We start from the raw sequence: 13,418 nt of genomic DNA on the forward strand, positions 1-13,418 counted from the left end.
GAGCGAACCACAATGACGATTGGATTTATTTTTGATTTGGATGGTGTCATTACAGACACCGCCAAATTTCATTATCAAGCTTGGAAAGCGTTGGCCGATTCGCTAGGCATTTCCATTGACGAAACCTTCAACGAAACATTAAAAGGCATTAGTCGGATGGACTCCTTGGACCGCATTTTAGCCCATGGCCACCGTGAAAATGCGTTTACTCCAGCAGAAAAAGAAGCCTTAGCTCAGCAAAAAAATGACCACTACGTTCAATTATTAGAACATTTAACGACAGAAGATGTTTTACCTGGTGTCGTGCCATTGCTACAGCAAGCCCAAGCACGTCACATTCCCTGTGCCGTGGCTTCGGCTTCAAAAAACGCGCCCCTGATTTTGGAAAAATTAGGCGTGCGCGCGTACTTCGCCACAGTTGTCGATCCCGACTCATTAAGCAAAGGCAAACCTGATCCTGAAATCTTTTTAGCCGCCGCTGACAGTATTGGCGTGCTACCGCAAAACGCCATTGGCTTTGAAGATGCCCAATCAGGCATTGACGGCTTGAAAGCCGCGGGCATCTATGCCGTCGGCTTGTCGGCCAGCCAACCCTTAATCGGAGCCGACATGCAAGTTTCTGAAATGACTGAACTAAGCGTTGATGCACTGCTCAATCGCTAAAGAAGGACAAGAACCTTTAGCAGCAGGCACCTCTTTTCATCTACATTGTATCTATGCTAGAATGTAAATGAAAAGAGAGATATGCGTCAACATACCTCTCTAGTGTAGAGCCATTTGAGACGGTGACCTTTTGGATTAATTAAAAATAACCGTACTTGATCAAAGTTGACGGTTATTTTTTATTGTCATTTTTAACAGCTTTTTAGTTTCCAAGGACCAATACTTTACTATTAGCAACGAAGTTCACGGTCCTTTGTGCTTGTCTCCACGTTCATTTCTTTTGCTTATTGTTTAAATCCTACTAACGGAAAAATGAAATCAACGAATTTTATCCCCGCATAAAAACATAGGGCAAACATCAAAATCTTAATTAAGATTTTGACAATTGGTCGTTCAGTTATCTTTTTCATTTGTATACTCCTTTCCAATATTTTTAAAGCTCCAACCTTTTTAATCTTTTTGACATCTATATTTTATCTAATTATAATAAAACTCACAATAGAGGAAGCATCATTTTTTCATTTCCTTTTTATTCCTTGATTAGTAGTTCAATTTGTAAACATATCATTCTGACAAAATAGAAAAGGAGGTTGTTATAGTATCGAAACAAAATTATCTACAAAGAAAAAAACACTTCTTTATCTCCTGTTCACTTTTTTGACAGCCCTACCCAGCATAGAAGCATTAACCGGAATGAGCTTAATAGCTATAAAAAATAACGAAAAAGCCTTGATTATCTTTGATAGTGTACTATCTTTAATTATTATTATCGTGCTATCAGTTTTCTATAAAAAAATAGTAAAGAAAAAAAAGCAAGCTATCTTTAAAAGTCTATTACTAGCTATTGGCATGTTCTTATTTTCTATTATTCTAAATTTACTTTTCTCACGCATTCCTACTCCAGAAAATCAACATTATATTAATGAAGTCCGAAATGTAGCACCTGTTTTAATGGCCCTTCATACTAGACTCTTTTCACCTATAATAGAAGAACTCCTGACTCGTGGCATTTTTATGAACTTATTTTTTATAAAAAACACCTCTCGAAGTGTCTTATGTAAAATATTTTTTTCTGGTCTTTTTTTTTGTCTTAGCCATGGACTATTACCATCAATTTCCATGCTTTTTTATTGTGGAATGGGCTGGGTTTTAGCCTCTACCTATTATTTCTGTAATAACAATCTCACGTATCCTCTTGCTATTCATTTGCTATTAAATAATTTATAATACACAAAAAAAAACCGCCCACATCAGAAAAATGATGTGGGCGGTTTTTATAATTATTTATTTTTTGTTTCAAATAACGGACTAACTGGTTTGTTTTCGTGGATACGTTTAATCGCATCTCCGATTAATTCACCAACGCTGACTTCGTCAATTTTAGCAATTTTACGATCATCAGATAGGTAAATAGAGTCTGTTACAACTAAGCGTTCAATTGCTGAATCTTCAATACGTTGTAAGGCTGGTCCTGATAAAACGGGATGTGTACAAGAAGCGTAAACGTCTTTTGCTCCGGCTTCTTTCAATGCGTTTGCAGCAAGAGAAATTGTCCCCGCTGTGTCAATCATGTCATCAATTAAGACACATGTTTTGCCTTCCACATGACCAATGATATTCATTACTTCTGCTACGTTCGCTTTTGGACGACGTTTGTCAATGATCGCAATTGGTGCTTTTAAGAATTCTGCCAATTTACGCGCACGCGTTACACCACCATGGTCAGGGGAAACAACAACGACGTCATCGCCTTGAATGCCGTGTTCGATGAAGTAATCGGCAATTAATGGTGCACCCATCAAATGATCCACTGGAATATCAAAGAATCCTTGAATTTGGACCGCATGTAAGTCCAATGTCAACATTCTTGTTGCGCCAGCTTTTTCAATCATGTTTGCAACAAGTTTAGCAGTGATTGGTTCCCGGGCACGTGCTTTACGGTCTTGACGTGCATACCCATAATAAGGCATAACCACGTTAATTGTTTTAGCACTCGCACGTTTTAACGCATCAATCATGATTAATAGTTCCATTAAGTTATCGTTAACAGGGCTACTTGTTGATTGAATGACGTAAACATGTGCACCACGAATACTTTCTTCAATATTCACTTGAATTTCGCCATCACTAAATTGTGTTACAGAGCACTTTCCTAGCTCCACACCCACAGCATCCGCAATTTTTTCTGCTAAGGGACGATTAGAGTTCAAAGAAAAGATTTTCAATCTTGGATCAAAATAATGTTTCGACATTAGAACCTCCACTTTCTATTTCAGCCAATTCGTTAAAACTGAACAATACTTTCCTTCTAAAATAATAGTAGTCCTAGCCAAATAAATCAAGAGATTTTCTGTATTTCATACAAGATATTCATCAAAAGTCGCTTTCTTCTAACTATTTTATCGTATTTGTCTAAAAAATGAGGATTATTTGAATAAAGAAAGGTACTCGCCATAGCCTTCTTTTTCTAAATCTGCCACTGGCACAAATCTCAAAGCTGCCGCATTAATGCAATAACGTAAGCCGCCTTCTTGGAGTGGGCCATCAGTGAAAACATGCCCTAAATGTGAATCCGCTTCTTGACTACGAACTTCTACTCGGTGCATGCCGTGACTAAAATCAGCTTTTTCTTTGACGCCACGTTTTTCAATTGGTTTGGTAAAGGATGGCCAGCCGCAACCAGCATCGTATTTGTCCAGGGAGCTAAACAACGGTTCGCCACTAACAATATCTACATAGATTCCGTCTTGGTAAAAGTCATCATATTCTCCTGAAAAAGGGCGTTCTGTTGCGTTTTCTTGTGTGACGGCATATTGAAGATCCGTCAAGGTTTGTTTTAATTCTTCTTCTGTTGGTTTTGTCATTCTGTCCACTCCTTTTCTTCTGTTCAATTTATTGGGTTCAATGATACCACGTTTGCCAAACAGGCACCTAATAGTTTGCATAGTAAAAGACAGTCCTTTCTCTTTTTGACGAATGAAAAGGACTGTCTTTTATTAGTTGAATTCTTTTAGTAGTCGGGCTACTTTGGCAATTGGTAAACCCATAATGGCGTAATAATCGCCAGCGATTGCTTCAATTAGTAATGCTCCTTGTCCTTGGATACCATAAGCGCCTGCTTTGTCGGCATATTCTGCGGTATCTAAGTAAGCATGGATTTCCGTGTCTGTCAGTGGATAAAACGTCACGGTTGAATGAACTGTCGCGGAGCGTTCTTTTTCCCCTTGTTTCAACGTCACACTTGTATACACGTCATGTGTTTTGCCACTTAGGAGGCGCAACATGCGATAACCGTCTTCCCGAGAAGTGGGTTTGCCGAGGATCTCTCCCGCCAATGCCACAATTGTATCGCAGCCAATGACTAGTGCTTCGGGGGATTGCTCTGCTATAGCCGCTGCTTTTTGGGCAGCCATTTGCGCCACATATTCTGCTGGTAAGCCGTCTTTGCCAACAGTTTCATCGATGTCGGCTGGTGCAATCGTAAAAGTTGGGACCACACGCTTTAATAACTCCTGACGGCGAGGAGATTGGGATGCTAAAATAATTTGCATAAAATGATGACGCCTCGTTTCTTTTTAATGGGGGTCTTGAATGCGTTTAAACATTCGTTCCATATCTGAATTCGTAAAATGAATCAGCACCGGACGTCCATGCGGACAATTAAACGGATTTTCGCACAAGGCTAAATCTTTTAATAGCACGCGTGCTTGTTGCTCATTGAGGTAATGATTGGCTTTGATGGATCGCTTACAGCTCATCATAATGGCAGTTGCTTCACGGAATTTTTTCACGCTGACCGAGCCAGTTGTTAGCAACATGTCAATCATCTCGCGAACAATGCTTTCCTCTTCGCCTGCAGGATACCAAGTTGGGTGCGCCCGCACAATGAAACTATTTTGTCCAAAGTCTTCCAAATGGATGCCGACTTCCGCAAGGGTTTCTTTCTGCTCTTTAATTTTCAAGGCATCGCTATTTGGATAATCAATAACGATTGGTACCAATAGTTCTTGTAAATCATCACTGACTTCGCCAATTTTTTCACGGAAGTACTCGTATTTAATTCGTTCTTGGGCAGCGTGTTGGTCGATAATAAACAGGCCATCTTTGCTTTGTGCGAATAAATAAGTTCCGTGCATTTGACCGAAGTATTCTAGCTCAGGAAAACGTTCTGTTGGTCGTTCTTCTTCCAACTTATTCAGGGCTTGTTTCAGTTCTCTTTGACTCGCAGCGCTATTGGCATCGAATTCTGGGTGAAGTTTCATTTCTTCTTGGAAAACCTCGTCAGCAGCCTCTGATGAACGCAGAGAAGGTTCTGAATCAGATACTTCAGTTATTCTCGTTTCTTCGGCTATTATCTGTTGCTCATTACTAGCTGTTTCCCAATGATTTTCGGAATCAACAGCTGCCGAAGAGGTTTCGTAAGCTGACGTTTCTTCCGCTACACTCGTTGATTCTGGCACTGGCGGCGCAAATGGGTCGTCCATTGGGTCCACTGCTCTTTCTGTCTGGTTGACAGCTTCAGGGGCGCTTGAGACTGGTGTTTCGTCTGTCGCATGTTCCGCATAGAAGCGACCCGTTGCGGGATTATAGCTTAAGCTGCCCGGTCGTTGTTTTACCGCAGGTTGTTCAGTCGATAGAGGAATTTCCATTTGTTCGGCTTTAGGTTCTGTCGGTAGTTTCTTTTTAAAACGCAAATTGTCTGCCGCATTGGGAATCAACTGTTCTTGGCTCAACACTTCTTGAATCGCCTGTTCAATTAATGCCATTAAATCTTTTTCTTTACTTAAACGAACTTCTTGCTTAGTAGGATGGACATTGACATCGACTAACAGCGGATCCATTTCAATTTCTAACACAGCAATTGGAAAACGCCCCACCATTAGTTTCGAACCATAGCCGGCTACAATTGCTTTATTTAACGCGAAATTTTTAATATAACGACCATTGATAATCGTTGATAAATAGTTACGGCTGGCCCGTGTGACTTCTGGCAATGAAACATACCCTGTCAAAGTAAAATCAAGGTCTTTTCCTTCAATTTTCAACATTTTCTTTGCGGTGCTAATGCCATAAATTCCCGCAATCGTTTGTTTTAAATCGCCATTGCCTGTTGTACTCATCATTTTGTGGCCGTCATGAACTAAGCGAAAAGCGACTTTAGGGTGGCTTAACGCCAGACGATTGACAATGTCACCAATATTGGCCAATTCCGTTTGGATCGTTTTGACGTATTTCAAACGAGCGGGCGTATTATAAAATAAATTAGAAACGGTCATTTTTGTGCCTTTACGGAGGGCTGCTGGTCGGTTTTCTTCGACCTTGCCCCCTTTTAGAATCACATAGCTGCCTTCTTCTTCCTCAGCTGTGGCAGTTTCGACAATCATTTCAGAAACTGAGGCAATACTTGGTAAGGCTTCGCCTCGGAACCCCAAGCTGCGAATTCGGAACAAATCATCTCTTGTATGAATTTTGCTTGTGGCATGGCGTTTGAAGGCATTCAGTACATCTTCTTTGGCAATTCCTTCACCATTATCAATAATTTGAATGGTTTTCAAGCCAGCTTCTTCAATAAAAATATCAATTTGGGTGCTTCCTGCATCCAGTGCATTTTCCACCAATTCTTTGACGACAGAAGCGGGACGTTCAACAACTTCACCAGCAGCAATCTGGTTGGCTAGTTGTTCGGATAGTTCTTGAATTTTCCCCATTTCACGACCTCCTAACCGGTTCGGTTCCTAATTAGATACGTTTTTGCAATTGATGAAGCATGTTTAACGCATCTAGTGGTGTCATTTCTAATAGATTCATTTTCTTCAATGTGTCAATGACACTTAATTCTTCTGTTGAAACTTCTTTAAATAATGAAAGTTGCTCGGTTTCTTCATGGACTTCTGAAACTTCTTCATGATGAACTGAACTTGGAATCGTTGTTTCTTCCGCTTCTAAAGCGGATAAAATGGTGGCTGCTCGTTCTAAAAGCGGGCTTGGTAAACCAGCGATTTTAGCAACATGTATCCCATAGCTCTTATCAGCAGGTCCTTCCATCATTTTATGAAGAAAGACCACTTCGCCATCTTTTTCGACAGCGCCCACGTGAATATTCTTCAAGCCTTTTAAAGTTTCATCTAGAACAGTTAGTTCATGATAATGTGTAGAGAATAGCGTTTTGGCTTGTACTTCACGATGGATATATTCAATGATGGCTTGCGCTAGCGCCATCCCATCATAGGTTGCTGTGCCGCGTCCTAATTCATCAAATAAAATTAGGCTGTTAGGCGTGGCGTGCCGCAGTGCTTGGTTGGCTTCCATCATTTCTACCATAAAGGTACTTTGCCCTGCAATTAGATCATCAGAGGCCCCAATCCGTGTAAAAATTTGATCGAAAATTGGCATTTCAGCACTTTCCGCTGGTACAAAACAGCCAATTTGCGCCATGACCACCGTCAAAGCCAATTGACGCATGTAGGTACTTTTCCCTGACATGTTTGGTCCAGTAATCAAGAGAATATCTGTTTCTGGGTTCATGCGGATACTGTTTGGAATGTATTCTTGATGCCCTAAAACTTTTTCCACGACTGGGTGTCGTCCTTCGACAATCGCCAAATTTTTCGTGTTACTTCTTAACGTTGGTCGAACGTATTGATACCGTTCACTAATTGTTGCAAAAGATTGTAAAACATCAACCGCACTAATGGTTTTAGCCAGTGTTTGCAACCGATCAATGTTCGTTTTCACTTGTTCTCTCACGGCCAAGAACAATTGATATTCTAGTTCAACTGATTTTTCTTCAGCTTCTAAGATTAAACGTTCTAGTTCTTTTAGTTCGGGCGTAATAAAGCGCTCCGCATTAGCTAATGTTTGCTTACGCTCGTATTTTCCTTCTTCTAAATTCGCTAAATTTGACTTAGTGATTTCAATGAAATAACCAAAGACCCGATTGTAGCCAATCTTCAAGTTTTTAATCCCTGTTTCTTGGCGTTCTTTCGCTTCTAACTCCGCTAACCATTGCTTACCATTGCGCATGGCATCACGGTATTCATCTAATTGGTCGTTATAGCCGTCCTTAATAACGTTTCCTTCAGTAATTTGTAAAGGGGCTTCTTCATTAATCGCCGTCGCAATCAATGCCACTAAATCTTCAACAGGGTTTAAGTCGACTAACAAATCATCCCATTCCCCTTGATTGATCCCGACAATTAACTGTCGAATCGTTGGTACTTGTTCTAAAGAAGTCCGTAATTGAATTAAATCACGCCCATTCACACTGCCGAATGCCACGCGTCCTGCTAACCGCTCTAAATCATACACGTTCGTCAATGCTGCTTGCAAATCTAAGCGTTCAAAATAGGCATTTAATAAGGATTGCACCATTTCTTGACGCGCCTTAATTTGACGTTCCTGAATCAGCGGACGATCCAACCATTGTTTCAATAAACGTCCGCCCATAGCTGTTTTCGTTTCATCTAATAGCCACAAAAGAGTCCCTTTTTTCTGCCCTGTTCGAATCGACTGACTCAATTCTAAATTGAATTTAGAATAATGATCCATTTTCAAGAAATGATCTGGCTGATATTCCACAGCTTTCTGAATATGGGACAAGCTCCGCTTTTGGGTAACGGATAAATAAGATAATAATTTGCCTGTAATTTCAATTTCTAATGGATTAATCAGTTCATTGGTTAAAAAACTAAACTCGGCATTTTCTTCCACCGTTTCTTGTGTCGAAAAGATGATATTTAAACGTAAACTTAAGTTCTCTTTTAACGATTCAGGGATCCCTGAACCTAGGACCATTTCTTTTGTTTGCAACGCAGAAGCTTCGTTTAAAACGCCCTCTTCATCAGCCAAGACTGCTGTTTTTAATTCGCCTGTACTCAAGTCTACATAGGCAAAACCGAACTGATTACCATCTGTTAGCACAGCGGTTAAGTAATTATTGTCTTTGGCTTCCAAGCCTTTACTATTCATCACCGTTCCTGGCGTTACCAACTGGACCACTTCTCGTTTGACCATGCCCTTGGTAGTCTTTGGATCTTCCACTTGCTCACAAATCGCTACTTTATAGCCTTGCTCAATCAACGTATCAATGTAGCCTTGCGCGGCATGATAAGGAACGCCACACATAGGAATCGGATCATCCGCATTGCGGTTACGACTGGTTAACGTCAATTCTAAGATTTGCGCTGCATTGATAGCATCTTCATAAAATAACTCATAAAAATCACCTAAGCGATAAAATAAAAACGCATCCTTGTATTGGGCCTTAATGGATAAATATTGTTCCATCATGGGTGTATTTTTTGTCTTTTGTGGCATTTAATTCCCTTCCTTCTCTAGCTCTTCGTTCACGCGGTATTGAATGAGCGCCGTGACATGTTGGACTAAGTCATTGGCTTCGATCAGTTGTTCGCGGTAGGCTACAACGAGTGGGTGCTCATCAAATTCTTTTGTTTTCGCATCAGCTCGTTGAATGGCTTCTTTTTCAGCAGTTGGTTTGCCATAGTGAGCAAATTGAACCGCATCTTTTTGCGCAGCTTTAATTTCTTCCACTAATTCTGTCAGCTTTTTGTTTTTCTTTACCTTTTCTTCAATCGCTTGGTAGCGCTGAATGACTTCATCTTGTCCAATTAAATGTAACAATTTTTCTAATTCTTTATTACTTTGTGCATCTAAATTCAACGGCTCCATTTTTTTCACCTTCATCTTTCACCGGCACTTTTTCTATAAGAGCAGAAAAAGTTAACCTCTTAATGATCCGAGATTAACTTTTCTTCTATTATTCTTGAAACGGGCGATCTTCGCTAATCTGAATCGGCTCAATCATCTTCGCTTGGCCCGTTTGGTCATCAATCTCTAAAATACAGGCAGATAAAATCGTCCGCCCTGTTTCGACTACCTCAAAGCGCTTCGGCAATGCTGTCATAAACTTCTCAATAATCGGTTCACGCTTCATTCCTAGAATCCCATCATAAGGTCCGGTCATACCGACATCACTTAAGAAGGCTGTCCCTTTCGGTAAAATCCGAGCGTCATTTGTTTGAACATGCGTATGTGTTCCAACAACGGCTGAAACTTGGCCATCTAAAAACCAGCTCATGGCTTGTTTTTCACTCGTCGTTTCGCCATGAAAATCCACAAAAATGAGCGGTGTCCGTTTGCGAGCGATAGCCACTAGCTCGGCGGCTTTCTTGAAAGGATCTTCCAATGGCACCATAAATGTGCGGGCCTGTAAATTAATCACCGCTAGTTCCAATTGATTGACTTTCACAAAAACCATTCCTTGACCAGGCACATCTTCTGGAAAGTTCGCTGGACGAACCATTTTCTTCGCATCATCAATGAATTCAAAGATATCCTTGTTGTCCCACGTATGGTTACCCATCGTAACAACATCGACACCATCTTGCAAAAATTTCTTATAAATCTTGCCAGTAATTCCCCGACCAGATGCCGCATTTTCACCATTGGCAATGGTCACTTGTGGACGATATTTCTTCTTTAATTTAGGGACATACGTTGCTAGGGCTTCTCTTCCTAAAGAACCGACAACATCTCCTATAAATAATATACGCAAAAAGGTTCCTCTTCTCTTTTTAACATCTCTTGTTTATTATAGTTGTTTTCGCTTTGAAAAGAAAGTTTTGGTTTTAAAAGATTAAAAAAAGTGTCTCAACGAACAATTCTTGCAATTGTTCGTTGAGACACTACACGCGATACTTATTCGCTTTTTATTTTATTTCGCATAGTCTACGGCACGTGTTTCACGGATAACCGTTACTTTGATATGTCCTGGATAATCCAAGTCATCTTCAATTTTCTTCCGAATGTCTCGAACTAAACGAACAGATTCTAAATCAGAAATTTCTTCTGGTTTCACCATGACACGAACTTCACGTCCTGCTTGAACAGCAAAACTTGAATCAACGCCTTCAAAACTATTAGAAATATTTTCTAAGTTTTCTAAGCGGCGAATGTAGTTTTCTAACGATTCACTACGTGCACCTGGACGGGCTGCAGATAACGCATCTGCGGCTGCCACTAAAACAGAAATAACTGAGGTTGCTTCCACATCACCATGATGCGAGGCAATGGCATTAATAACTACTGAATTTTCTTTATATTTCGCAGCTAATTCTGCGCCAATCTCAACGTGAGAACCTTCAATTTCATGATCTAATGCTTTCCCAATATCATGTAGTAAACCTGCACGTTTGGCTAATTGAACATCTTCGCCTAATTCGGCGGCTAAAACGCCAGCCAGTTTTGCTACTTCGATTGAGTGGTTCAAGACATTTTGACCATAACTTGTTCTGAAACGTAAACGGCCTAAAATTTTAATTAAATCAGGATGTAACGTATGAGCACCTACTTCAAAGGCTGCTTGTTCTCCGTATTCACGAATCCGTTCATCCATTTCTTTACGTGATTTTTCTACCATTTCTTCGATACGAGCGGGATGAATCCGACCATCTTGGATTAATTTTTCCAAGGTCATTCGAGCGATTTCTCGTCTGATTGGATCAAATCCGGATAACACAACCGCTTCTGGCGTATCATCAATGATTAAGTCAATCCCTGTTAATGTTTCCAATGTACGAATATTACGTCCTTCACGACCAATAATGCGACCTTTCATCTCATCATTTGGTAAAGTGACCACGGAAACAGTTGTTTCAGAAACAGAATCGGCGGCGCAACGTTGAATTGCTAGGGAAAGCAAGTTCTTCGCTTTGCGATCAGATTCTTCTTTGGCACGTTGTTCTGACTCCTTGACCATCAAGGTTAGTTCATGATTCAACTCTTCTTCTGTTGACTTCATAATAATCGATTTTGCTTCTTCTTTTGAAAGGGAAGCAATTCGTTCTAATTCTTGATGTTGCTGATTAATTAAGTTTTCTACTTCTTTTTCTCGCTCATCAATTAATTGCTGTCTAGCACCAAGTTTCTCTTCTTTTTCTTCCAGTGAGCCTTCACGTTTTTCAAGAGAGTCATCTTTACGATCCAACGTTTGTTCCCGTTGAATTAAACGATTTTCTTGAGATTTAAGTTCTAATCTGCTTTCTTTCAACTCACTTTCAATTTCTGAACGATACTTCTGGTTCTCTTCCTTAGCTTCTAGCAATGCTTCTTTTTTCAGTGTTTCTGATTCTTTCCGAGCGTTCTCGAGAATACTCGACGCTGAAATTTTTGCACCATTTATTGCTTTATCATGACGTGACTTTGCAATAACAAATCCTAAACCAAGACCGACAATCAAACCGACGATAGCGAGGAGAATATTTAAAACCATATTTCCACCTCCATACTATCTTTTTGTTAATTCATATCTTGTAGTTTTTTGATAAACTAAAATCAATTATCAATATGCCTACTTGCATATTTGTGCATACACACAATTTTATTCTAATGTTTGTCGCGAAAGGTGTCAACTTAAAAAAGCCCTTTCTTTTGGAAAGGGCAGCAAATATTAGACAACGTCACATTTTTAGGTTTCCGCCGTCACGAATTGTTTAAATTTTAGAACAAACGCCGCATAGTCTGCTGTTTGACTAAGCTGCTTGATGTGGATGGGCTCGGACATGGACAACAGTCTATTTAACAATTTAGTTCTAAACAAAAAAAGACAACACCTGTCCTGTTCAGTAAGTGTTGTCCTTCTTCTTAACGAGTCGTATTCACTCGTTATTTATTCGTCTAAGGGTAATTCTTCTTGACCTTCTGCTTCTTCTGTAATGGTTGAACCGTCACCGATGCCGTATGCATCACGGACCAATTTAGACACTTCTGCCATCATTTCAGGATGATCCGCCATGTATTGTTTGGCATTTTCACGGCCTTGGCCAATTCGTTCTTCTTTGTAGCCATACCAAGCACCACTTTTACTGATAAGGTCTTTTTCCACAGCCATATCTAGTAATTCGCCTTCTTGGGAAATACCTTGGCCATACATGATATCAACTTCTGCCACTTTAAATGGTGGCGCCACTTTGTTTTTAACGACTTTAATTTTTGTGCGGTTACCGACGATGTCTGTTCCTTGTTTTAACTGTTCTGCACGACGGACTTCTAGACGAACCGTTGCGTAGAATTTCAATGCACGTCCACCAGGAGTTGTTTCAGGATTTCCGAACATCACGCCAACTTTTTCACGAATTTGGTTAATGAAAATAGCAATTGTTTTTGTCTTATTAATTGAGCCTGATAATTTACGTAGTGCTTGAGACATTAGTCGAGCTTGTAAGCCGACATGGCTCGCTCCCATCTCACCATCAATCTCTGCACGAGGAACTAACGCAGCAACCGAGTCGATGACAACGATGTCAATCGCACCACTTGAAACTAAGGCATCGGCAATCTCTAAGCCTTGCTCGCCCGTATCTGGTTGAGATAAAAGTAATTCATCGATGTTAACGCCTAGTTTCTCCGCATATTGAGGATCCAATGCATGCTCAGCATCGATAAAAGCGGCTGTTCCACCATTTCGTTGCACTTCTGCAATTGCGTGTAAAGAAACAGTTGTTTTACCTGAACTCTCAGGACCATATACTTCAATAATTCGGCCACGTGGATACCCACCTACGCCCAATGCAACATCTAACGCTAAAGAACCACTAGGGATAGTTGAAATTTTTTGATCAGCTTTTTCGCCTAATTTCATAATAGAGCCTTTCCCAAAGTTCTTTTCAATTTTTTTCAGTGCGGCATCTAAAGCCACTTTACGATCATCTGCCAATGGATAATCCTCCTTTAATTTA

At 40.3% G+C, this 13,418-nt stretch carries 12 protein-coding genes; 2 read left to right on the top strand and 10 right to left on the bottom strand.

The genetic code is table 11. The annotated features are described in order from the left end of the window. Positions 1-12: 12 nt before the first annotated feature. Complete coding sequence (pgmB, locus tag IGK82_RS12455) at positions 13-663, top strand: beta-phosphoglucomutase (RefSeq protein WP_016622579.1); 651 nt, start codon at positions 13-15, stop codon at positions 661-663. 284 nt (positions 664-947) lie between these two features. Here pgmB and IGK82_RS12460 read toward each other — a convergent pair whose 3' ends face one another. Beyond that, positions 948-1,073 carry a hypothetical protein gene (locus tag IGK82_RS12460; protein WP_002383214.1) on the bottom strand — a complete coding sequence of 42 codons (126 nt, stop codon included), beginning with the start codon at positions 1,071-1,073 and terminating at the stop codon, positions 948-950. A 283-nt stretch (positions 1,074-1,356) separates the two neighbouring features. Between IGK82_RS12460 and IGK82_RS12465 the strand changes: the two genes are divergently transcribed. Further along, positions 1,357-1,890, top strand: a complete 534-nt coding sequence (locus tag IGK82_RS12465; protein ID WP_016622578.1) for a CPBP family intramembrane glutamic endopeptidase — start codon at positions 1,357-1,359, stop codon at positions 1,888-1,890. Between the two features lie 53 nt (positions 1,891-1,943). On the opposite strand, the gene IGK82_RS12470 is transcribed toward IGK82_RS12465, so the two are convergent. The 9 genes from IGK82_RS12470 to recA all read right to left on the bottom strand — a co-directional run bounded on the left by IGK82_RS12470 (position 1,944) and on the right by recA (position 13,396). Further along, entirely contained in the window at positions 1,944-2,915 is a 972-nt protein-coding gene (locus IGK82_RS12470; protein ID WP_002381060.1) for a ribose-phosphate diphosphokinase, read from the bottom strand. A 174-nt stretch (positions 2,916-3,089) separates the two neighbouring features. After that, the gene (gene msrB, locus IGK82_RS12475) at positions 3,090-3,527 is read right to left on the bottom strand and encodes a peptide-methionine (R)-S-oxide reductase MsrB (RefSeq protein WP_002354871.1); all 438 of its coding nucleotides are present in this window, start codon (positions 3,525-3,527) and stop codon (positions 3,090-3,092) included. 132 nt (positions 3,528-3,659) lie between these two features. Further along, positions 3,660-4,214 (bottom strand): Maf family protein, encoded by a 555-nt coding sequence (locus IGK82_RS12480; protein WP_002354869.1) that lies wholly within the window; start codon positions 4,212-4,214, stop codon positions 3,660-3,662. Between the two features lie 24 nt (positions 4,215-4,238). Beyond that, complete coding sequence (gene mutL, locus IGK82_RS12485) at positions 4,239-6,371, bottom strand: DNA mismatch repair endonuclease MutL (RefSeq protein ID WP_430605114.1); 2,133 nt, start codon at positions 6,369-6,371, stop codon at positions 4,239-4,241. Positions 6,372-6,402: 31 nt separating this feature from the next. Then, positions 6,403-8,979: a DNA mismatch repair protein MutS gene (gene mutS, locus IGK82_RS12490; protein WP_002354867.1), complete on the bottom strand. Its 2,577-nt coding sequence runs from the start codon at positions 8,977-8,979 to the stop codon at positions 6,403-6,405. Then, positions 8,980-9,366 (bottom strand): RicAFT regulatory complex protein RicA family protein, encoded by a 387-nt coding sequence (locus IGK82_RS12495; protein WP_002359008.1) that lies wholly within the window; start codon positions 9,364-9,366, stop codon positions 8,980-8,982. It lies immediately after the preceding gene. Positions 9,367-9,439: 73 nt separating this feature from the next. Then, the gene (locus IGK82_RS12500; protein WP_002354864.1) at positions 9,440-10,237 is read right to left on the bottom strand and encodes a TIGR00282 family metallophosphoesterase; all 798 of its coding nucleotides are present in this window, start codon (positions 10,235-10,237) and stop codon (positions 9,440-9,442) included. Between the two features lie 159 nt (positions 10,238-10,396). Next, complete coding sequence (gene rny / locus IGK82_RS12505) at positions 10,397-11,953, bottom strand: ribonuclease Y (protein ID WP_002354863.1); 1,557 nt, start codon at positions 11,951-11,953, stop codon at positions 10,397-10,399. A gap of 396 nt (positions 11,954-12,349) precedes the next feature. Next, positions 12,350-13,396 (bottom strand): recombinase RecA, encoded by a 1,047-nt coding sequence (recA, locus tag IGK82_RS12510; RefSeq protein ID WP_002354860.1) that lies wholly within the window; start codon positions 13,394-13,396, stop codon positions 12,350-12,352. Positions 13,397-13,418: the final 22 nt, after the last annotated feature.

Source organism: Enterococcus sp. AZ197 (assembly GCF_050556405.1).
GTDB classification, from domain to species: Bacteria; Bacillota; Bacilli; order Lactobacillales; family Enterococcaceae; genus Enterococcus; species Enterococcus faecalis.

Excerpts from the sequence above, each read along its gene's own strand:
- rny (WP_002354863.1), bottom strand. The coding sequence starts at position 11,953 with ATGGTTTTAAATATTCTCCTCGCTATCGTCGGTTTGATTGTCGGTCTT.
- IGK82_RS12480 (WP_002354869.1), bottom strand. The coding sequence starts at position 4,214 with ATGCAAATTATTTTAGCATCCCAATCTCCTCGCCGTCAGGAGTTATTA.
- pgmB (WP_016622579.1), top strand. The coding sequence starts at position 13 with ATGACGATTGGATTTATTTTTGATTTGGATGGTGTCATTACAGACACC.
- msrB (WP_002354871.1), bottom strand. The coding sequence starts at position 3,527 with ATGACAAAACCAACAGAAGAAGAATTAAAACAAACCTTGACGGATCTT.
- mutL (WP_430605114.1), bottom strand. The coding sequence starts at position 6,371 with ATGGGGAAAATTCAAGAACTATCCGAACAACTAGCCAACCAGATTGCT.
- IGK82_RS12470 (WP_002381060.1), bottom strand. The coding sequence starts at position 2,915 with ATGTCGAAACATTATTTTGATCCAAGATTGAAAATCTTTTCTTTGAAC.
- IGK82_RS12495 (WP_002359008.1), bottom strand. The coding sequence starts at position 9,366 with ATGAAGGTGAAAAAAATGGAGCCGTTGAATTTAGATGCACAAAGTAAT.
- mutS (WP_002354867.1), bottom strand. The coding sequence starts at position 8,979 with ATGCCACAAAAGACAAAAAATACACCCATGATGGAACAATATTTATCC.
- IGK82_RS12465 (WP_016622578.1), top strand. The coding sequence starts at position 1,357 with ATGAGCTTAATAGCTATAAAAAATAACGAAAAAGCCTTGATTATCTTT.
- IGK82_RS12460 (WP_002383214.1), bottom strand. The coding sequence starts at position 1,073 with ATGAAAAAGATAACTGAACGACCAATTGTCAAAATCTTAATTAAGATT.